15 protein-coding genes are annotated in these 21,626 nt (G+C 42.5%); 1 reads left to right on the plus strand and 14 read right to left on the minus strand.

Annotated elements, in window-relative coordinates; all coding sequences use genetic code 11:
* Positions 1 to 199 precede the first annotated feature (199 nt).
* On the minus strand, positions 200 to 2,383 hold the full coding sequence (locus IMZ28_RS08090; RefSeq protein WP_197548075.1) for an NADP-dependent isocitrate dehydrogenase: 2,184 nt from the start codon (positions 2,381 to 2,383) through the stop codon (positions 200 to 202).
* 411 nt (positions 2,384 to 2,794) lie between these two features.
* On the opposite strand from IMZ28_RS08090, the gene IMZ28_RS08095 reads away from it, so the two are divergent.
* Entirely contained in the window at positions 2,795 to 3,589 is a 795-nt protein-coding gene (locus IMZ28_RS08095) for a ZIP family metal transporter (protein ID WP_197548076.1), read from the plus strand.
* A 31-nt stretch (positions 3,590 to 3,620) separates the two neighbouring features.
* Here IMZ28_RS08095 and dnaE read toward each other — a convergent pair whose 3' ends face one another.
* From dnaE to IMZ28_RS08160, 13 genes are all read right to left on the minus strand, one after another.
* Positions 3,621 to 7,187 carry a DNA polymerase III subunit alpha gene (gene dnaE, locus IMZ28_RS08100; protein WP_197548077.1) on the minus strand — a complete coding sequence of 1,189 codons (3,567 nt, stop codon included), beginning with the start codon at positions 7,185 to 7,187 and terminating at the stop codon, positions 3,621 to 3,623.
* 101 nt (positions 7,188 to 7,288) lie between these two features.
* Positions 7,289 to 7,609 (minus strand): hypothetical protein, encoded by a 321-nt coding sequence (locus IMZ28_RS08105; protein WP_197548078.1) that lies wholly within the window; start codon positions 7,607 to 7,609, stop codon positions 7,289 to 7,291.
* A gap of 6 nt (positions 7,610 to 7,615) precedes the next feature.
* Positions 7,616 to 8,176, minus strand: a complete 561-nt coding sequence (locus IMZ28_RS08110) for a DJ-1 family glyoxalase III (RefSeq protein ID WP_197548079.1) — start codon at positions 8,174 to 8,176, stop codon at positions 7,616 to 7,618.
* Position 8,177: 1 nt separating this feature from the next.
* Positions 8,178 to 9,131, minus strand: coding sequence for an NAD(P)-binding domain-containing protein (locus IMZ28_RS08115; protein ID WP_197548080.1), 954 nt, complete (start codon positions 9,129 to 9,131; stop codon positions 8,178 to 8,180).
* A gap of 447 nt (positions 9,132 to 9,578) precedes the next feature.
* Positions 9,579 to 10,145, minus strand: coding sequence for an elongation factor P (gene efp, locus IMZ28_RS08120; RefSeq protein ID WP_197548081.1), 567 nt, complete (start codon positions 10,143 to 10,145; stop codon positions 9,579 to 9,581).
* A 132-nt stretch (positions 10,146 to 10,277) separates the two neighbouring features.
* Positions 10,278 to 11,999, minus strand: coding sequence for an efflux RND transporter permease subunit (locus IMZ28_RS11095; RefSeq protein WP_197548082.1), 1,722 nt, complete (start codon positions 11,997 to 11,999; stop codon positions 10,278 to 10,280).
* The gene (locus tag IMZ28_RS11100; protein ID WP_197548083.1) at positions 11,999 to 13,603 is read right to left on the minus strand and encodes an efflux RND transporter permease subunit; all 1,605 of its coding nucleotides are present in this window, start codon (positions 13,601 to 13,603) and stop codon (positions 11,999 to 12,001) included. The genes IMZ28_RS11095 and IMZ28_RS11100 overlap by 1 nt, the downstream gene beginning before the upstream one ends.
* Before the next feature lie 2 nt (positions 13,604 to 13,605).
* Positions 13,606 to 14,379: an efflux RND transporter periplasmic adaptor subunit gene (locus IMZ28_RS08135; RefSeq protein ID WP_408646984.1), complete on the minus strand. Its 774-nt coding sequence runs from the start codon at positions 14,377 to 14,379 to the stop codon at positions 13,606 to 13,608.
* Between the two features lie 20 nt (positions 14,380 to 14,399).
* Positions 14,400 to 15,761, minus strand: coding sequence for a TolC family protein (locus IMZ28_RS08140; RefSeq protein ID WP_197548085.1), 1,362 nt, complete (start codon positions 15,759 to 15,761; stop codon positions 14,400 to 14,402).
* 188 nt (positions 15,762 to 15,949) lie between these two features.
* On the minus strand, positions 15,950 to 17,539 hold the full coding sequence (gene serA / locus IMZ28_RS08145) for a phosphoglycerate dehydrogenase (protein WP_197548086.1): 1,590 nt from the start codon (positions 17,537 to 17,539) through the stop codon (positions 15,950 to 15,952).
* Between the two features lie 103 nt (positions 17,540 to 17,642).
* Positions 17,643 to 19,295, minus strand: coding sequence for a 30S ribosomal protein S1 (locus IMZ28_RS08150; RefSeq protein ID WP_197548087.1), 1,653 nt, complete (start codon positions 19,293 to 19,295; stop codon positions 17,643 to 17,645).
* A 192-nt stretch (positions 19,296 to 19,487) separates the two neighbouring features.
* On the minus strand, positions 19,488 to 20,771 hold the full coding sequence (gene aroA / locus IMZ28_RS08155) for a 3-phosphoshikimate 1-carboxyvinyltransferase (RefSeq protein WP_197548088.1): 1,284 nt from the start codon (positions 20,769 to 20,771) through the stop codon (positions 19,488 to 19,490).
* A complete protein-coding gene (locus IMZ28_RS08160) occupies positions 20,764 to 21,624 on the minus strand; it encodes a 4-hydroxy-3-methylbut-2-enyl diphosphate reductase (RefSeq protein WP_197548089.1) in 861 nt (286 codons plus the stop codon). Before IMZ28_RS08160 ends, aroA begins: the two co-directional genes overlap by 8 nt.
* Positions 21,625 to 21,626 lie beyond the last annotated feature (2 nt).

Here is a 21,626-nt window from a genome sequence, read left to right on the forward strand (position 1 = left end):
ATCGACTTACCAGCAAAACATCGCTCATAACTTCAAAAAAGTTATCAAAAATGTTTTGCAATGCCAATGAAGTCTTAGTGTCCTATGTATAAGTTTTGGATATCTATTTTATCATAAAGAGGGTTACACAGAGCCAAAAAGCCCTGTGAGAAGGTAAAAAAAGCAGCAAGTGCTACTTTTTGGCAATAAGTTGATGCTGTCAGATAGCGTCAATAATGCTGTTAAGTGTAGCAGACGGTCTCATAGCCGCTTCTGCTTTTGCATCATCCGGATGGAAGTAACCACCGATATCTTTCGGACTTCCCTCAGCTGCAAGAAGCTCTTCCAGGATCTTCTCTTCATTCTTTGCCAATGCATCTGCTACCGGTGTGAACTTCTCAGCAAGCGCGGCATCAGCAGTTTGTGTACTCAGCGCTTCTGCCCAGTAACGTGCTACCCAGTAGTGAGATGCTTTATTATCAGGCTCTCCACACTTTCTGCTTGGTGCTTTATCATTGTCAAGATAACCTTCATTCGCTTTATCAAGTGCTTCTGTCAATACACCGATCTTGTCATCTCCACCTTTTTGGTACTCCATTCTCAAAGACTCAGCCAATGCAAGGAATTCACCGAGTGAATCCCATCTGAGGTGACCTTCTGCAAGGAACTGATCTACGTGCTTCGGTGCAGAACCTCCTGCGCCTGTTTCAAAAAGACCACCACCTGCAAGAAGCGGTACAATAGAAAGCATCTTTGCAGATGTCCCAAGCTCAAGGATCGGATACATATCTGTCAAGTGGTCTCTAAGAACGTTTCCAGTAACTGATATCGTATCTTTACCGGCTCTTACTCTTTCGTTTGTATATCTTGTAGCCGATGTAACATCCATGATCTTGATGTCAAGACCGGTCGTGTCATGCTCTTTAAGATATTCATTTACTTTTTTGATCATCTCAGCATCATGTGCTCTGTTCTCATCCAACCAGAACACTGCAGGGTTTCCAGTAAGTTTTGCTCTCTCAACAGCAAGTCTTACCCAGTCTTTGATCGGAATATCTTTCGCTCTGGACATTCTCCAGATATCACCTTTTTCAACCTCGAATCTCATCAGTTCGGTACCATCTTCAGCAGTAACTGTTACGACACCATCCTCAGCCATTTCAAATGTTGTCGGGTGAGAACCGTACTCTTCAGCTTTTTGAGCCATAAGACCCACATTCGATACATTACCCATGGTTGTGACATCAAACTGCCCGTTTTTAACACAGTCTGCTACCATCTCAGCATGGAACATAGCATAGGTACTGTCCGGGATGACTGCAACACACTCTAGTGCATCACCATTTCTATCCCACTGCTTACCACCTTCTCTTACAACTACCGGCATAGAAGCATCAATAATCACATCATTTGATGCATTAAAGTTTGTTTGACCTTTGTCTGAGTCGACCATAGCAATCTTTGGACTGTCACTCTCTACTACAGCTTTAAATGCAGCCAAAACTTCTGCCTCTTTTTCATGACCAGCAAGTTTTTTCTCAATGTCTGAGATACCCAGTCTGGCATCAACGCCCAGCTCGGCAAAAAGATCAGCATACTTTGTAAAGACATCCTCGAAGAATACTTCAAGTGCATGACCGAACATAATAGGGTCAGAGATCTTCATCATTGTTGCTTTGAGGTGAATTGACCAGATCACACCCTTCTCTTTTGCCTCATCGATCGTTTTTCGGATAAATGATCTAAGGGCCTTTACAGACATGAATGTACCATCAAGGATCTCTTTATCCAGTGCATCGATCGTCGCCAATTCTTTACCGTTAAGTGCAATAGTCACTTTTTGTGCTTTATCCATAGTAACAGACTTCTCATTTGCATAAAAGTCTCCGTTACCTTCCATATGAGCAACATATGCTTTTGAGTTCTCAGAGAACGGCTTAAGTCTGTGTGGGTGTTTCTGTGCAAACTTTTTAACAGCTGCTGCTGCTCTTCTGTCCGAGTTACCTTCTCTCAGTACAGGGTTAACTGCTGAACCGAGACAAACATTGTATTTTGCTCTGATCGCTTCTTCTTCGGCATTTGAAGGATTTTCAGGGAAATCAGGAATATCATATCCCTGTCCCTGAAGCTCAGCGATACAGTCTTTAAGCTGACCAATTGATGCAGAGATGTTAGGAAGCTTGATGATGTTGGCTTCTGGCTTAAGAACCAATTCTCCAAGCTTGGACAACTCATCTTCAGCAAGACCCATTGCAGCAAGCACACGTCCTGCAAGAGAAATATCTACCTGCTCAACATCCACACCTGCCTCACTAGCAAATGCTTTTACAATAGGGAAAAGCGAGTAAGTCGCCAATGCCGGTGCTTCGTCAATTTTTGACCATAGAATCTTTGGTTTAGACATAGTCAGTTCCTTTAAGTTTAAATTATTTGTATGAGGAGTGTAGCATCATTTTTATCGCAGTCATATTAATCAAATAGTTTTCTCAAAGTTATATTTGTTCCTGTTTCTATTTTACACATTGGTAAATAGTATTCTTGGCAATAAGGGCAAAATATCTTCAGCAGTCTATTGCTTTTTTTCTTGCCTGTTGCAGAAAGTGTTCCAAAGTGTTACCGAAGCATACACATACTTTGGCAGAAAATATTCATCTTTACTCTACTGTTTCAGAGGTCCAAATCGATACACTTTGAATCCATCAGTCACTTCTGCATAAACCTATAATATACTAAACCGGGTTAAAGATGCTATGATAATAAACAGATATAGTTGAATTTAAAAGCGTATCATAAAAAATGATATCAGGAAACAGAGATGGAGTTTTTATATAACTTACCTGTCATTTGGCAGGGAACAATTGCCGGTATCTTCATAGGACTAATGACTCTTGCAGGTGTTATTCCTCTGCTTTTCTTTAAACATATCGATCAGAAAAAACAGGACCTCATGCTTGGTATGAGCGGCGGGATCATGCTTGCTGCAACAACCTTCTCGCTACTTCTTCCTGCACTGGAAGAGAGTATAAAGGTATTTTCACTTTCACCATTCTGGACGGTTACAATTGTTTCTGTATCGATGATGGCTGGTATAGGACTCATCAAAATAGTCAGCAGGTATTTCAACTTTGAGAACTACATTCATACCCAAACGAACATTAGCAATGATTTTGCAAATAAAGTGTGGATCTTTATTTTTGCGATCACACTGCACAACTTCCCCGAGGGTATGGCGGTTGGAATGGGATACGGACAGGAGGATACCCATAAAGCAGTAAGTCTTACTATCGGTATAGGATTGCAGGATATTCCCGAAGGTTTGGCTGTAGGTTTGGCTCTTTTAAGTATCGGTTACAGCAAAAAAATCGCTGCACTTGGTATTGCCATATCAGGTATTGTTGAAACATTCTCAGCTCTTTTAGGCATATTAACTGTCAGTTTTATCAGCTTTATCTTACCCATAGGGCTGGCATTTGCTGCAGGGGCAATGTTCTATGTAATCATCTACGAGATCATACCGGATATTCAAAAACACAACAACAAAGATCTAGCCGTCAACTCTCTTTTTGCAGGCTTTATTCTGATGATGTATCTTGATGTGATCCTCGGGTAAGATCTTTTTTAAATCCGGCTTCAAGCATATCTCAGCTCTCCACAATAAGCGGTTCTTCTTTATAAATACCAAGCGCTTTTGCCTCTTCAAGGATCATTTCACTCACTTTATATTTACTCTCTATAATCACATCAGCCAGTTTGGATTTAATACGAAGCTCCAATGGCCGTTTACCGGGATAGCGTTCAACCAGACACATCAGGTCCTCTACCGTTTTTGCATCAGGCATCAGATTAAGTGCCAAAATAAGCGGTGGCTGTTCAGGTTCCGGGGTATGCTTCTCCTCTTTTTTAACTTTTATCTTCTCTTTCTTGGCATCTTTGAGTGACTCGATCTTGAGAATATTCATCCGGGTAAAATCCCCATCTTTACTGATCTTCACCTTAAATGCGATCGGTTTGGTAATGTCAAAATCCTCTTCAAGTTCCTTGAGACGGTTCTCAAAGAGCATCAGCTCGATGTTCCCGTGCAGGTCCATAATATTGGCTATACCGAACTTGTTTCCTTTCTTGGAGATCTTTTCCGTAATCTCTTCAATCTTACCGATGAAAAGTGCCTGTGAACCGTCTGCCAGATCATCTATCTCGGAACTGAGGGTATAGTTGATGTTCTCAAGCGTTTCACGGTATTTGTCAAGCGGATGGCCGGAGACATAGAATCCCAGTGACTCCTTTTCCATCTCAAGGATCTCCATCGGCTCGAACTCATCCATCTCTTTAAGCTCCAGCCTGACAGACGTCATCTCCTCTCCTTCTCCAAAGAGGGAGCCTACTGCCATTTTTTTGGCTTCACCCGCCTTTTTGGCTGTCTCAATGATCTCCTCAATCTGTGAAAGCATCGCTTTACGGCTGTATCCGAAACTGTCAAGTGCCCCTGCTTTAATAAGTGACTCGATCACTTTTTTGTTCACTTTACTGGAATCAATACGGGAGACAAAGTCTGAAAAGTCCTTGAATACCGCTTCGCCTCTGGCTTCAAGAATGGAATTTATAGCAATATCCCCTGCTCCCTTGATCGCACCCATACCGAACATGACAACCTCATCACCGTCAATACTGGTCGCTTCAAATACCAGACCTGACCTGTTGATATCCGGCGGCAGAAGCTTAATGCCCATACGTTTAAGCTCATCAACATACTTGACGACCTTGTCGGTATTGTTCTTCTCCAATGTCAAAATCGCTGCCATGAACTCCGTAGGGTAGTAGTACTTCAGATAGGAGGTGTAGAAGGTAATCATCGCATAGGCAGCAGAGTGGGATTTGTTGAACCCGTATCCGGCAAACTTGACGATCAGGTCGAAGAGGTTCTCCGCTTTGGTCTTGTCAAAACCTTTCTTCGCAGCCCCCTCGGCAAACTCCCCTTTGAGTTTATCCATCTCCTCTTTAATCTTCTTACCCATCGCACGACGCACCAAATCCGCTCCGCCAAGGGAGAAGCCACCGATGGTCTGTACGATCTGCATGACCTGTTCCTGATAGACGATGACCCCGTAGGTCGGTTTGAGGATCGGCTCAAGCTCCGGGAAGTCATAAGTGATCTCCGCACGACCATGCTTTCTGTCAACGAAGTCATCAAGCATCCCAGACTCCATCGGTCCGGGACGGTAGAGTGCAAGCATCGCGATGATATCTTCAAAACCGTTCGGCTTAAGCTTCTTGGCAAGATCCTGCATTCCTGCCGATTCGATCTGGAAGAGCCCAAGTGTCTCACCTGTACTAATATACTCATAGACTTTCGGATCTTCAATGTTTTCTTCGACAAAGTTAATACGCTTACCGTGACGCTTCTCGACCAGCTGGAGTGCCTCCTCAATGACCGTGAGTGTCTTGAGTCCAAGGAAGTCGAACTTGATCAGGTCGACATCTTCTACATACTTCCCGCTGTACTGTGTCGCAAGCGTATCCAGCCCTGTCGGTTTGAAGAGCGGAGTCTTCTGCCAAAGCGGTTCATTCGAGATGACCACACCCGCCGCATGGGTTCCGGCATTCCGGTTCAACCCTTCCAGTGCCAAAGCATATTCCCAAGTACGTTTTGCCTGCGGATCACGCTCAAGCAGCTCTTTGATCTTAGGCTCTTTCTCATACGAACTTTTGAGGTCGATCCCCAGTTCATCAGGAATGAGCTTCGCCATCGCATCGGCTTTGGAGTACGGCATATCCAGTACTCTGGCAACATCACGAATGACCCCTTTGGCAAGCAGCTTACCGAAGGTAATGATCTGTGCTACGTTCACACGACCGTATTTTTCGACTACATAGTCCAATATCTCCTGACGACGCGCTTGACAGAAGTCCATATCGATATCGGGCATCGATACACGTTCAGGGTTAAGGAAACGCTCGAAAAGCAGACCGTAAGGCATTGGGTCAATATCTGTGATCTCCAATGAGTAGGCTACCAGTGATCCTGCTGCCGACCCACGTCCGGGGCCTACCGGTATACCCATATCTTTTGCCGCTTTGACAAAGTCCCAGACGATGAGCATATAGCCGGGGAACTTCATATTATTGATAATATCTATTTCAACCTGCAGACGGTCTCTGTACTCCTGATGCTTCTGCTTGGGTACGATCTTCAAACGGCGCTCAAGCCCTCGTCTGGACTCTTCTATGAAAAGGGCTTTATCGTTCTCCAGCGAATACTCTTTATCCGGTTCGGGCAGCGTCAGCCCAATATCCGCCGCACGTTCCCTTGCAAACTTGAAATTCGGCGGTGTCGGATTCCCCAGCCTGATCTCAAGATTACACTTATCAGCGATCTCCTGTGTATTTTCCAAAGCTTCCGGAATATCTGCAAAAAGTTTTGCCATCTCCTCAGGTGACTTGACATAGAACTCATGTACTGAGTGACGGAGTCGGTTAGGGTCATCATAGAGTTTGTTCATCGCGATACACATAAAGGCTTCATGTGCATCGGCATCTTCAGGATTGGTATAGTGGGTATCATTGGTTGCAATGATCTTGATACCTGTTTCCAGTGAAAGCTGAATGATCTGCTTATCAATGCGGTGCTGATCACCGATGCCGTGCCGCATAATTTCCAGGTAAAAATCATCACCGAATACTTCTTTATACTTCAATGCCACCCGCTTAGCCTCTTCATACCCTTTGGCACCGAATTTCAGGTTACGCTCCGAAAGATTCAAGTGCCAGTTAACCTCGCCCTGCAGACAGGCAGATGAACAGATGAGCCCTTCACTGTTCTCTTTAAGAAGTTCCCAATTGATCCTTGGATAATAGTAAAAACCGTTCAGATACGCTTGAGAACTCAGATACATCAGGTTTTTGTACCCGGTCTCATTTTTTGCATACAGACAGAGATGAAACCGCTGACGTACCGATTTGTCCCCAAGTTCAGACTGGTTATGGACATACGCTTCCATACCGATTATGGGCTTGATCCCCTCTTTTCTCATCGTATTGTAGAAGTCGATTGTTCCGAACATATTGCCGTGGTCAGTCATCGCTACCGAGGTCATACCAAGCTCTTTAATCTTCTTTGCCAATGCTTTAATCTTGTTGGCACCATCAAGGAGAGAATACTCTGTGTGCAGATGCAGGTGCGTGAATTTCGGTTTTGTTGGTTCTTGGGACATAGATAACCTCATTAAAATAAATCGTTTAAATTGATATTGGTTTTATTCTCAAAATAGTATCTAAATATAGCAGAGTTATCGTAAAAAGAGATTAAAATATCTTACGCTTTGGAACGCCAGACCCAAAAAAGAAACACTACCCCTATACCAATGTTCAGCCAGCTTACCCCGTCAGCAAACATCTTTTCAAGCTGCGCATAAAGCATACGCTGCATAGCAAGCGGTTCGGTGATGCTGTGGGTGTGTGCCCAAGCAGTGAGTTCGGGTTGCCAGATGTAGGTAATAAGTTCCGGAACAAAAAAGAAGAGGATGATCCCGACTACACCCCAAAGGGTGCGTTTGGGGCGGATGGAATCGACCGCTTTTTTGAGTTTTGGGTCGTGTACCATCCTCTCTTGGATTTTTTGAAGTTTCTGTTTCATTGCAAGTTAACAGTAGCCAAGCAGCATACCCTCTTTGATCTGCTGTGCCGTCTCTTCTCCTACCAGACGTTTTACGATCGCCAGTCCGAAACAGACCGCCGTTCCTGGTCCTTGAGAAGTCATCACATTACCATCTTCGACTACTTTCTGGTCCGATACATACCCCGGATGGTCAATCTCTTCGACTGCTCCCGGATATGCCGTATACTTCTCACCCAGTACTCCGGCTTTTTTCAGAGCATACGGCGCTGCACACATAGCACCGACCACTTTTTTCTCCTTGAACTCTTTAAGCAGCTCCTGTACTCTCGCATTCTCCGCCAGTGCATAGGTTCCTCCCCAGCCGCCGGGAAGCACCATCATATCAAAATCATCACTGATAATATTTTTGATGGAGGTATCTGCCTGTACGGTAATACCGTTGGCACCCAGTACCAGATTACCCTGCAGTTCATCTTCCAGGTAGGCTGTTCTTACCTCTATACCGCCTCTACGCATCACATCAATGAGCGCCACCGCTTCAAGCTCTTCAAATCCTTTTGCCAATGGTAACAGTACACTTGCCATACTACTTCTCCTTGTTTAATATATGATTTACTATCCTAAATCCGTGGTTAAGCGCGATCGCAATGGAACCGCCGCTTTTAAATGCAATATCTCCGGCAATATACAACCCCTTGACTTCACTCTCATAGTTCTCATCAAAGATCGGCTCACCACGCTCATCCAATGTTATACCACAACTCTTTAAAAAATCTTTAGGTGTCGTCCCTCCTATAGCATAGATCACACGGTCATAAAGTTCCGTACCATCGGTGAAATTGACTTTGACTTTTCCATGTTCATTCTCCAGACCTGCTATATCCACACCAAGTTTGAGAGTGACTGCATTTTTATCACTGTATTCCCTGATCATATTCTGGTTGGTTGGATTTGGACGTGAAAGTATCTCTCTTCTGTAATTTAAAGTCACTTCATTGCAGGAGCTCAATTCACAGGCATACTCTACTGCACTGTCCCCACCACCGACAATCAGTACCTTTTCTCCACTGCCGCAACGCTCAAGATTGAAGTTGATCTTTGTTTTTAGAGAAGGAGGTATCTTGTAGGAAGGCTTGTTTGGTTTTCCCATACGCCCGATACTGATGATCACATTTTTGGCTTTGTCAATACCGCATCCTGAAGAGACATAAAAAAGATTCTCATGTTTTTCCACTTTTTCCACTGCACAGTTAAAACGCGTATCGATCTTCTCATCATCCAGTAATGCATCAAAATAGTCCAGTGTACTCTCTTTGGTTCCGTCAAAAAAATCTACATTCCCTTCAAGCACCACTGTCTGTCCCTGCCAATCTTTGTCAACACGTTTCTGATCTTTGTAGAATTTTCGTATTGTATGGGAGTGATTCTCTGTCTTCTCGATCAACAGCACTTCTCCAAGACCGAGTACCTTCGCCTCAACAGCAGAGCCAATGCCACCCGGACCACCTCCAATGATGATCAGGTCGTAGATCTTTTCCATCTGATACTCCTTTTCTAACAATAGATCTTCTATTTTAGCATTTTCAGGAACTTAACTCTATAGATAAGATCAAAAATGATGTTTTTTTCACTCTTTGTCCAAAATTGATCACTTTTGTATACAATCTGAAAAAGATCTTTTTACCATCTTTACCGAACTTGTATCTATTTTTATTTCTTGTATCACCTTTATACAATACGCTGGCAAATACAAATAAGAGAAAAGAGTATCCTTGTATCTCTGGGAAAACAATCTTCTTTTTTGTACTGAAAAGATAAAGGAAAATCTATATTAAAAGGAGGTTCATAAGTTGTCTTGATTCTGTACATAAAGAATCACTGGCTGACAAACCAAGCCTAACCAGTCTAAATATAGCAAAAAACCGTAAGATAGCAGATGCCTGCAGGCAATACTCCTTTGCCTACAGGTACTGAACGGCAGAAACAACTACTTCGCTTTTTCCAGATACTCACCCTCAACGGTATTGACTTTAATCTTTTCACCCTCGAGTACATGGAAAGGGATCTGAATCACGGCACCACTGTTGAGTGTTGCCGGTTTTTTGCCACCTTGTGAGTCACCTTTAAAGTTTGGTGGTGTCTCTACTACTTCATATACATACGTATTTGGAATCTCTACCGAGATAGCCTGACCATTATGGAAAAGAATTTCCGCTTCCATACCGTCTACCATGAAGTCAAAAGTCTCTTTTCCTACCTGATCATGTGTCAGACCGATCTGTTCGAATGTCGTTGTATCCATGAACTGAAGAAATTCACCATCATCATAAAGATACTGCATTGTCTTCTGCTCAAGTTCAGGTACTTCAAACTTGTCTCCAGCATGTACCGTCTTCTCAATAACTTTACCTGATTTAAGATTCTTGATCTTAATACGGACGAATGCTGCACCTTTACCTGGTTTAACGTGTTGGAACTCTGTTACTTTATACGGGTTACCATCGATCTCGAGTCTTACACCCTTTTTAATATCACCCATGCCGATTGTCGCCATAATACATCCTTAATAAAATAAATTGGAAGATTATAGCAAAGAGTTGGTAAAAGGATAATGGATAGACGGTTTTGCACAGACCGGGATGACCCAGTCTTTGCTGTTTACGACCTTCGCATTCCTCTTTACTGCTTACTTCGTAATTGATATATTGTCGATGTCACACTGCTCTTCAGGTGTAAAGTCCATCGCTTTCGTATTATGCATCAATACCGGTACAAAAAGAAGCGATACAAAAACAGCTGCAACCGTTCCTGAGATCAGCGCTACTCCCAAACCACCAAAAACAGGATCAGATGCAAGAAGTGCAGACCCCAGGATGATCGCAACCGCAGTTAAAGCAATTGGTTTTGCTCTCGTTGCTGCAGCAACAGCGATCGCTTTTCTTTTTTCCATACCATGACACTCCATCAGTGACTTGGCAAAGTCAATGAGCAGCAGCGAGTTCCTTGAACTGATCCCCATCAGGGCAATAAACCCGATAAGCGATGTCGCTGTCAGGAAAAAAGTTTCACTTGTAAAAAGATTTGCAACCCAGTGTCCTACAATCACCCCTATCAAAGAAAGGAACGATCCCAGCAGGATAATGCCACTGAGAGCAAAACTTTTATAATAGATTACTAATAAAAGGAAGATCAATACCAACGCTGCAATAAATGCACTTCCAAGATCTCTAAAGGTGTCAAGTGTCACTTTCATCTCCCCATCCCATCGAAGCAGAAACTTCTCTCCACTCTTTTTATCGGTCAGATAAAGATCGAACATATAGGTCGTAAAACCTGCTTTTTCAATGTCATAATCCTTTGCGAACTCTTTGAGCATGACATCCCTTGCTGCGAGCAACGGATAGACTTGGGAGACCATGTCTGTCTCAGCTATGACATTAACCATTCGAGAAAGGTCTTTATGCATAATCGAAGGACTTGACTTGACTTTTCGGACGGTCACCACTTCACTTAGAGGTACCATCATACCCTTCTTGTTCATCAGGTTCAATGAAGAGAGTTTGCTCTGCAGAGCTTCCTTGCTTTGTGAATACAGGCTCTTACTTGATTTTTCCAGTACCAGGAACATCGGGATCTGATCAGGTGCATTCTTGGAGTTCTTATGTGCGATCTCCATACCTTCAAATGCCAGATAAAGAATGTTGTTTACCTGTTCTACACTCAAACCGCTTCTAACGATCTTTTCTTTATCCGGTATCAACTCATATTTGTCAAAGATCTCATCCGCCATTATATCTACATCGACCAGACCATCTGTTTTCTGGAAAATATTAGCTACTTTCATAGATATCTCACGTACTTTATCCAAATTCTCACCGTGTACCTCAAGAACAATGGAAGCCAATGTCGGAGGACCTGCCGGCTGCTCTATGAATTTTATATTGGTTCCTTTGATAAGCGGCAGACACTTTTCTTTGACGATCGGGCGCAGTCTTTGTACCATCAGAAATGAAGGCTCGTCCCTGCTATGCTTATCGGTAAGATTCACTGCGATCTCAGCAACATTTTCTGTCATCTTCATACTTGCGCCTTTAACCAGTCCAGCATAATCAAGTGGAATTCCCTGCCCTAAAAAGAGTTCAAGGTTCATGATCTCTTTCTCATTTTTAAGAATGTCAATAACACACTGACTCACCTTGTTTGTCTGTTCAACAGAGCTTCCCGTAGGAGTATCAATATACACAGAAAAGGTGTTGTCACTCTTGCCCGGAAGCATCTTTGCAAGTACAAGTTTGGAAGGGAACATCAGCAAAGAGAGAAAAAATGCAACTGCTGTTACAACGATAACCAATCTCTTCTTGCTTTTGCTGCCGAGGATACTATAAATAAGCTTTTCTAAACCTGTCATTATTTCTCCCCTTTATCTTGATGATTGTGTGTCGGCTTTTTCAATAGTTTCAAACTCAGATACGGTGTAAAGATGTATGCCACAAAAAGTGAAGCGATCAGTGCTACCGGAACATTATACGGAATAGGTTTCATGAATGACCCCATCATACCGCCTACGAATGCCATAGGAACCATCGTCAGAATGATCGCCAGTGTGGCAACATTTGTCGGTGCACCGATCTCATCTGTCGCCTCTATAAGCAGTTCGTCCATCTCTTTGGTATCCGCATCATGAGCATGCAGGTGTCTATGAATATTCTCAATTACGATGATCGCCGCATCGACCAACAGTCCCAGCGAAAGCAGGAAGGCAAACAGTGTAATACGGTTGATCGTTTGACCGGAAAGAAATGCTACAAAGAGTGTAACAGCCAAAATTGCCGGAACAGTGAATGTAACAATAACCGACTCTTTCCAACCCAGTGCGAAGACAAGCATCAAAGCAATGATCACAATCGTAATGATCAGGTGTCGCATCAGTTCATTGACTGCTTCATTTGCACGTTCACCATAGTTCCGGGTAACCAGATATCCTATCCCTTTCTGGGCAAACTCCTCTTCATGTTCTTTCAATACTTCAAGTACATCTTCTGCAACAAACACGGCATTGGTACCGGCAAGTTTCGCCACCGTCAGTGTGATCTGACTGCGTTCTTCCCCAAGAGAGGAAGCATTTTCATTCTCTTTAAAACGTATTTTTGCTGTTTTAAAGTTCTGTATATCCACACCTTCAGTCACTTTTGCCACATCACGAAGATAGATAGGCGATCCCATATACTGTGCCACAATAACACTTCCTACATCCTCAACGCTTTCAATCGCATTCTTGACGCCGAAGATAACCAGTTTATTATCACGGGTACGGCCTTTGACATCCGGTACGTCCACAGCAACAGACTGTACCGCTTTCATAATCTGTCCCAGCGAGAGATGGTAGGCAGAAAGTTTTCCCATATCTACTTCAATATTATACTGGGCTTTTCGTGCTCCCTGCAGTGTTGTTTTGGCAACATTTTCCACAGCATTGAGCTTCTGCTGGATTCTGCGTACCACCTCAAAGAGTTTGACATCATCTACTTTTTTGTCTTTTGCATAAAAAGCGATCGTCAGAATAGGAATATCAATATCAATATCGAATGGCTTGACAAGCGGCTGCATAACACCTTTTGGCATTAGGTCCATATTCTGCATCACTTTATCATAAAGTTTAAGGTTTGAATCTTCCCTGTCTTCACCAATATAATACATAACACTTACAACACCGTAATTGTCAAATGCCTGTCCGTAAATATGCTCGATCCCTTTAACCTCACGGAGTTTACGCTCCAGAGGATTAATAATAATGTTTTCGATCTCACGGGGAGAAGCTCCGGGCATAGCTACTACAACCCCTCCTCCGGAGATCGCGATCTGCGGGTCCTCTTCACGCGGCATGATATTGAGTGCAAGATATCCCATAACAAGCAAAAAGGCACCCAATACTGCTGTTAGAGGATTGCGAAGAAACCCCTTAGCCAGCTTACCGGCGTAATCAGTCACCTGATATTCATTTTTCTTTTCCATCACTATGCCCTTATGATAATTTTGGCATACATTCCCGGATAAACAGCACGCTCTTTATGGTCGAACTCGATCTTGATCTTAAACTTGTGTGTCATAGGATTGGAACTTGGAATAATCGAAGAGATCTTGCCTTTTGCTTCAAACCCGATTGAAGGGATAGAAACATCTACCTCTTTCCCCAATTTGATATAGCGCAACTGTGTCTCAGAGATCTCAGCCACAATCTTCAGATTGCTGAGATCCGTCAGGATTACTCCTGGCATACCCGGGATCGCCATTTCACCTTCGTTAAGTTTTTTGGCAACAATCACCCCATGGTTGGGAGCTGTGATCTTAAGGTAATTATACTGGTTAAGCACCTCTTCTTTTTTTGCCAAAGCCTGATTAACCTGTTCTTGTGCAATCTGAACCATATCTTTAAGGTTTTTGGCAGCCAGTTCAAGCGTTTCAAGTTCATACTTTGAGACCATCTTCTTTTTATAAAGACGCTGATGACGTGCAAGATTTGTCAACACATTATTGTATTGGTTCTTGTTCATCTGCAGTGCCAAACGTGCCTGGGAGATTGCCAGGTCTACCTGACGTTCTGCAGCTTCTATCTCTTTTGAATCAATTTCATAAAGCAGTTGCCCTTTATTGACAATATCACCTTCACTAACCGCCATTCTTTTGACATATCCCATATAACGGCTGGTCATCATCTTCTGATTATCAGAAACAACCGAACCGCTCAGTTCAAACTCAACGGCATTCAGGCTTGTTAAAGCCACCAACATTAATAATGCTATTACTTTTCTCACACTGCACCTCCCCTGTTTAATATACTGTCTAGTTCAAAGACTTTTGTATTGCGTTTGTTTTTTGCTGTTAAAAGTTTCAGTAACATCTCCAACTCTTTGGATTGTTTGATCAATACATCTGAAATGGAGACCATACCTTCTTTGTAACGCGTACGATAGTTCTCGTAGACTTTTTTAGCAAAAAGTAACTGTTTTTTAAAACTTCTTATGTCTGCATCTGCACTAAGTATTTCCGTTCTCAGTTTTTTTGCTTTTAGTGCAATACCTTTACGTGCCAATTCCACCTGATCTTTCACTTTCAGGTAGTTCACCTTTGCTTTTTCCATATTCTTCTCGTCAACACCGCCATTAAAGATATTCCATGAAAGCTGTACACCTACGGTGTAGAAATCTTTATCGGTAAAATCATTCCATAGCGTATTGTCCGCACTGCCGTACTCTGCAAATGCACCTACTTCAGGAAGAAAACGGGACTTTTCAAGCTCTACTGCATGTTCACTGATCTGCAGCCCGAGCTTTGCTTTCTGGATATCAAGGTTATTTGATTCAAGTGCTGTTCTGTCTACACTTGGCATGGGTGCTACATCATATACACGCTTGATGCTTTTGACATCTTTGTTAAGAAGAAATGAAAGAAACTGGTATGCGAGTTCACGGTTGAGTTTCGCCTGATTATACATACTCTCCGCTTCTGCTTTTCTTGCCTGTACCTCCAGAAGATCTATCTCCTTTGCATAGCCCTCTTTTTGCATCGCACGTACCACATTCTCAAGTGTTGAAATGTTCTTCATGATCTTTTTAAGATTAAAAATATAGTTCTCCACCAAAGATATATCATAAAAAGCTTTCTTTGTCTCATATATCTTGGCATTAAGCAGCTGTTTGGTGTCAAGCTGACTCATCTCATACAGCATCTTGCTGATTCGACTGTACTCTGTCAGTTTGCCACCGGTATAGAGAGGAAGCATATAAGATATTTTTGTCTGAAAATGGTTACGGGCATCAGGATAGTTCAAGTCATGAGGCTGTACCGTCAATATATCAGTAGTTCCTGGAGGCGGGGCTAAAAAATCACTGAAACCGAAATCACCAAATGTCGCTTCACGGCTTTGCAACTTGAATCCGAAGACATTTCCCGCATCATTGGATCGCATTGCCATAAGTGTTGCATCCAACTTACCATAGTTCATCCCTTCAACAGCCTTGGACTCAAGCTTTTTTATCTCGGCATTAAACTTTGCAATCTTAAGTTCAAGATTCTCTTTTTTTAACATCTCTATCGCCTGTTGCAGACTTAACTGCTTGATTTCGGCAAAGAGAGGCATCGATATACACAATAAAAACCATATTTTTCTCATACGTATTCTCTCCTAAGATAATCAACTATTATAGCACAAGAAATTGTGATAGACGGAATATCTTCTATTTTTGCCGCGATTATAACTAATATAATTTTAAGTAATGTTTAAATTATTTGAATAAAGTGATTAATTTGTATTGTTTTAGTAAGTCAAACTGATGTTTGACTTACCTTGAGAGAGTATTGTTAAAGAGTTGCGTGCGAAACGCTTATACATGCATCAAGTGCAGAGAGTGCATCGAGTACTGCTTTGGATACCTGACCATCCACGCGTACTACTGCCAATGCCTGCTGCTTGTTGTCTCGTCCGAGTCTGAAGTCCGAAATATTTAGACCATTCTGTGCAAGAATATGTCCGACATCACCGATCACGCCTGGAGTGTCTGTATTTCTAAAGAATATCATTGTTCCTTTAGGCTCTACTTCAAGCATATAATCATCAATCTCGATAATACGCTGTACTGTATCATCAAAAACAGTTCCGGCTATCGTAATCGTGCTGTCTGCTGTAGTGAGTTTGATCTTTACTTTATTTGTAAATCCACTGGTGTTTGGCAGTACTTCATTGGTTAATTCAATACCACGCTCTTTGGCTACGAATTCTGCATTGACATAATTCACCTGGTCTGCCACAGATTCGGTCAGAACTCCCACTGCAGCAAATGTCTGCATAGATGTCAGATAATCTGATACTGGTCCCTTAGCCGTTACTTTGATGGATTTTACCGCACTTTTTGTTACCTGTGCAGAGAGATGCCCCATCTTTTGGATCAGCTCAAGATACGGACGTACGAAGTCAGGCAACTCATTTTCTTTTATTGGCAGGTTCAAAGCATTTGGGTAGGCAATCCCTTTGGCCGCAGCAATAGCATTTTCTGCTGCCTGTATAGCGATGTTTCTCTGTGATTCTTTGGTATTTGCACCAAGGTGCGGTGTTACTGTAACATTGTTCAGATCAAGCAGAGGATGGTCCGTTGCCGGTTCTTTATTGAACACATCGATCCCGGCCATTGCAATCTTTCCGGACTTCAATCCTTCAAGAAGCGCTTCTTCGTTGTAGAGTCCACCACGTGCACAGTTGATAAGAATGACACCATCCTTCATCTTGGCAATCTCCTCTTTTCCGATCATACCAATGGTCTCTTCTGTTTTTGGTGTATGGATCGTAATAATGTCACATGCCAGGATATCATTGAAATTCTTAGTGTATTCAATATCAAGATCGGTTGCTTTGCTTGGATCGATATAGGGGTCATATGCGATCACATCCATCTCGAAGGCTTTGGCACGTTTACCTACACGTGAACCGATATTACCAAAACCGATAATCCCTAGTTTTTTGTCTTTCAATTCTGTGCCATACCAGTCCTGTCTTCTCCAGACGCGATCCTGTTTAAGATTATTATGTGCATACGGGAACTGACGTACACATGAGAGCATGTGTGCCATTGTGAGTTCAACAGCTGCAATCGTATTGGCAGTCGGGACATTCATCACAACAATCCCCTGCTTACTTGCACCGGGAATATTGACATTGTCTACCCCCACACCTGCACGTACAACTGCAGTGATCTTCTGTGCCGATGCCAAAAATGCGTCATCGACATCGGTTGACGAACGGGTGATCGCAACATCCGCCAGGGGAATTATTTCTGCAATCAGTTTGTCTTTTGGTTCATCTGCCGCATTGATCAGTTCTATCTCACTGTCATTGGCTAAAATATCCAGTCCGCTTTGATGTATATGGTCACAAACAACAATCGTTTTTTTTGACATCTTATACCTTTATTTTAATTTTGAAAGTTTTTACGAGCCCGGGGAAGGGCTCATTATTAACGCAGTTTATTGAGTTTTACTTAAAAAAGTATTCTCTGAAGTCTTATTTTTTAAGGATATCCCCAAATGCATCACCAAGCGTCATACTGTCATCCTGGTCAAGATTCAATTTCTCCATCGCCTCACGCTCTTCCTGACGCTCAAGTCTCTTTACAGAAACTCTTATTCTGTCAGAATTTGGATCGATAAAGCTGATTACACCTTTGATCTCCTGTCCTTTTTCAATCTCATCAAATTTTAAAGGGTGCAGATCTTCAGTTCTTATGAGCGCATCCACATTCTCATCCAATGCAATAAATACACCGAAATCTTTTTTATCTTTCACAATCCCTGTTACAATAGAGCCAACCTTGTGATTCTGTGCAAATGCTGCAACTGGAGAGTCTTCCAATGCTTTTTTGCTCAAAGAGATTTTTCCCGCATCCCTGTCGATCTTGATAATCTTAACTTCAACTTCATCACCTACATTCAGCTCAGATTTTGCATTTTTTGATTTATCCCAAGAGATCTCCTGGTTATGCAGAAGACCCTCAACCGGTCCTACTTTTACAAATGCACCGAAATCTGTAACAGATGTAACGGTTCCTTTAACTATATCACCAACTCTATACTCGGAAGTAAAGGCATCCATTGGTTTTGGAAGAAGATTTTTAAGACTTACTCTGAGTCTTCTTCCCTCTTTGTCAATCTCGATCACTTCGACATTGATCTCTTCTCCGTTTGTCAAATAATCTTTAGGATGTTTGACATTTTTATCCCAGGAGATCTCAGAAACGTGAAGGAATGCTTCAAGGTCTTCTCCAAGATCAACAAATACACCGTAAGGTTCAATATTGGACACTGTCGCTGTCACTGTATCACCTACACCGATGATAGCGTCTATATCTGACCAAGGATCAGGATTTGCATCTTTTATAGATAGAGAAAGATGTCTCTTCTTCTTGTCATAATCCAAAGCAATGACATTAACCTCATCACCCTCTTCAAAATATTTGGAAGGGTTTACAGGACCTTTATGAGAGATCTGTGAGTAGTGAACCAGACCATCCATTCCACCTACATCTACAAACATACCGTAAGAAGTAATCTTCTTGATCGTACCAATTACCGGTTCTTTGTTTTCAAGTAATGATGCGACTATCTCCTCTGTTTTCGCTCTGTCTCTCTCAATAAGCTCTTTTCTGGAAACAACTACAGAACCTTTCTCTTTATCCACTTTTACGATAACTGCTTTAACTTTTTTACCGATCGGATCTACTTTGGATGAAAGGTATGAAAGTGTGCGTGGCATAAAGAACTCAAGTCCGTCTACCTCAACTACATAGCCGCCTTTGTTCTTTTTCGTTACCACACCCTCGATGATATACTCTTGCTCTTCGTCATATTCTGAAATAAACTCATTAAGTGCTACACGGCTCAATGCTGCTTTGTAAGAAATACGCCCTCTACCCTGGTTAACTACTTCAATCTCATCTCCAACATTGAAAGCAACATTGCCCTCCTCGTCTTTGATCTCATCAAGGTTGAGATTCGCATCTCTTCCTCCACCAATATCAACCACTGCAAGATTGTCTTTCTCATCGATCTTAACGATCGTACCTGTAACCAAATCACTTCTTGACTCTGATTTTTTGAACGATTCCTCAAGCATCGCCTCAAAATCTACATCTTCTATTTCGATATCTTCGAACTTCATACCTATCCTTATGTGTACACAAATTTTGCGTTATTATATCGAAATTTTTTATTAGGATGCTTAGAAAGATAGGTAGAAGGTAGAAGGTAGAAGGTAGAAGGTAGAAGGTAGAAGGTAGAAGGTAGAAGGTAGAAAAAATTTTACAGGTTGGCTGAGACCAACCTTAACCTGTTCCCTACTCCTTATTACCTGCTATCTCACCGCTATGCTCTCCAGTACCTCAAAATAGGCAGGGAAAGTTTTTGCTGTACACTCCGGATCATTGATCGTTACTGATACAGGGTCAAGTGCCAATAAAGAGAAACACATTGCCATACGATGATCATCATAGGTATCGATGGCTGCATGTTTAAGCTGTTTTGGAGGAGTAACAGTCAGATAATCTTCCCCCTCTTCCACTATCGCACCGACCTTTCGCAACTCTGTGGCCATCGCATAAAGTCTGTCTGTCTCTTTGACACGCCAATTGTAGATATTACGCAGTGTAGTCGTTCCATCGGCAAAAAGTGCTGTAGTAGCAATGGTCATTGCCGCATCTGGAATATGGTTGAAGTCCATATCGACTGCACGCAACTCACCTTTTGTAACAGCAATATAGTCATCACCCCACTCTACTTTTGCTCCCATCTTTTCCAATACATCTGCAAACGCAATATCACCCTGAATACTGTTCTTTCCAATACCCGTTACCTTAACCGTTCCTCCCTTGATCGCAGCAGCTGCCAAAAAATAGGAAGCAGAAGAGGCATCCCCTTCAACCATATACTTCTCTACTGCTTTGTAGATCTGTCCGGCTTTGACAATAAACTTTTTATAATTCTCATTGATCACCTCGACACCGAAAACACGCATTATCTCCAGCGTAATGTCAATGTAGGGCTTAGAAACCAGTTCACCAACAATCGTTATATGCATATCATTCTGTGCCATCGGTGCGGCTATCAACAATGCAGTCAGGAATTGACTTGAGATCGTTCCGTCTATCTCAACCTTTCCGCCTTTCAAACCATTGGTCACGATCCTGATCGGAGGGAATCCTTCTTTCTCTGTATAAGAGATATCAGCTCCGGCACTTCTGAGTGCGTCGACCAGGTGTCCTATGGGACGCTCTTTCATACGCGGCTCTCCTGTTAGCAGGTAGTCTCCGCTTCCCAGTGTCAGTGCAGCACACAATGGCCGCATTGCTGTTCCTGCATTTCCCAAAAAAATCTCCAACGGGGCATTACAGTGGAAAGGACCGCCATTACCCTTCACAATACACTCCGTTTTGTCTTCTGAAAGCGTATAACTAACTCCCAGCTGTTTTAGTGCATTGAGCATATGCCTGGTATCATCACTCTCAAGCAGATTGGTGATCTTTGTTGTTCCCTCTGCCAGTGCAGCAATCAATAATGCGCGATTGGAAAGACTTTTAGAACCGGGAAGTTTCACTTCACCATCAATCTTGCTGATCGGTTTAAGTGTAATACTACTCACTCTTTCCTACCTCCTCTACCCGTACCATACTCTGAATCGTATCGATAACGTTTTGCACAATCCAATCAGGCGTAGAGGCACCTGCTGAGATACCACAAAGTCTTTTACCTTTAAACCATGACGTATTCAGTTCTGTTTCATTCTCTATCAGATAACTGTCACTGCAGTAACTTTTACAAATCGAATGTAGCTGTTTCGTATTCGAAGAGTGTTTCCCCCCGATCACGATCATCACATCGGCATCTTTTGCCAGTTCTGCGGCCGCATCCTGGTTTTCAAAAGTTGCATTACAGATAGTGTTAAAAACACGTACCTCTTTATGGTGTGGTATCAGTGCATTGACAACCTTGAGAAAATCCTCCGGTTTTCTGGTAGTTTGCGCCACCACAGCCACTTTGGAGAGAATTGGCAAGCCGTCAAGTTCTTTTACATCTGCAACAATAAAAGCATTTTGCTGATCTTTGGCATAAGAGACCACCCCTTTGATCTCTGGATGATTCTTGTCGCCAAAGATCACAATTGAGTAGCCTTTCTCACTCATTTGTGCCACAATATTCTGCGGGGTTGTCACATAGGGACAGGTCGCATCAATGATCTCATTCTCCTGAGCCTTTAACTGTGCCAATTCGTCTTTAGGAATACCGTGGGTACGAATAACAACTGCATCGCGTCTATCGACATCCTCAAGCTTCTCTGCAAGCCCGATATTGAATCCCTCTTTTAGACGGTTTATCTCATCTTTGTTATGGATAAGAGGTCCATATGTCTTGCTTCCCTGATGCTCTTCAGCAATTTTGATAGCCCGTTTAACCCCAAAGCAGAAACCGTAACTGGATGCAAGCTGTATCTTCATGA

The organism is Sulfurovum indicum, from assembly GCF_014931715.1.
GTDB classification, from domain to species: Bacteria; Campylobacterota; Campylobacteria; order Campylobacterales; family Sulfurovaceae; genus Sulfurovum; species Sulfurovum indicum.

What these genes read in the sequence shown, in the direction of transcription:
- IMZ28_RS08150 (WP_197548087.1), bottom strand. Translation starts at nt 19,295, where the DNA reads ATGAAGTTCGAAGATATCGAAATAGAAGATGTAGATTTTGAGGCGATG.
- efp (WP_197548081.1), bottom strand. Translation starts at nt 10,145, where the DNA reads ATGGCGACAATCGGCATGGGTGATATTAAAAAGGGTGTAAGACTCGAG.
- IMZ28_RS11100 (WP_197548083.1), bottom strand. Translation starts at nt 13,603, where the DNA reads ATGGAAAAGAAAAATGAATATCAGGTGACTGATTACGCCGGTAAGCTG.
- IMZ28_RS08160 (WP_197548089.1), bottom strand. Translation starts at nt 21,624, where the DNA reads ATGAAGATACAGCTTGCATCCAGTTACGGTTTCTGCTTTGGGGTTAAA.
- serA (WP_197548086.1), bottom strand. Translation starts at nt 17,539, where the DNA reads ATGTCAAAAAAAACGATTGTTGTTTGTGACCATATACATCAAAGCGGA.
- IMZ28_RS08090 (WP_197548075.1), bottom strand. Translation starts at nt 2,383, where the DNA reads ATGTCTAAACCAAAGATTCTATGGTCAAAAATTGACGAAGCACCGGCA.
- IMZ28_RS08140 (WP_197548085.1), bottom strand. Translation starts at nt 15,761, where the DNA reads ATGAGAAAAATATGGTTTTTATTGTGTATATCGATGCCTCTCTTTGCC.
- IMZ28_RS11095 (WP_197548082.1), bottom strand. Translation starts at nt 11,999, where the DNA reads ATGACAGGTTTAGAAAAGCTTATTTATAGTATCCTCGGCAGCAAAAGC.
- IMZ28_RS08105 (WP_197548078.1), bottom strand. Translation starts at nt 7,609, where the DNA reads ATGAAACAGAAACTTCAAAAAATCCAAGAGAGGATGGTACACGACCCA.
- IMZ28_RS08135 (WP_408646984.1), bottom strand. Translation starts at nt 14,379, where the DNA reads ATGTTGGTGGCTTTAACAAGCCTGAATGCCGTTGAGTTTGAACTGAGC.
- IMZ28_RS08095 (WP_197548076.1), top strand. Translation starts at nt 2,795, where the DNA reads ATGGAGTTTTTATATAACTTACCTGTCATTTGGCAGGGAACAATTGCC.
- IMZ28_RS08110 (WP_197548079.1), bottom strand. Translation starts at nt 8,176, where the DNA reads ATGGCAAGTGTACTGTTACCATTGGCAAAAGGATTTGAAGAGCTTGAA.
- IMZ28_RS08115 (WP_197548080.1), bottom strand. Translation starts at nt 9,131, where the DNA reads ATGGAAAAGATCTACGACCTGATCATCATTGGAGGTGGTCCGGGTGGC.
- dnaE (WP_197548077.1), bottom strand. Translation starts at nt 7,187, where the DNA reads ATGTCCCAAGAACCAACAAAACCGAAATTCACGCACCTGCATCTGCAC.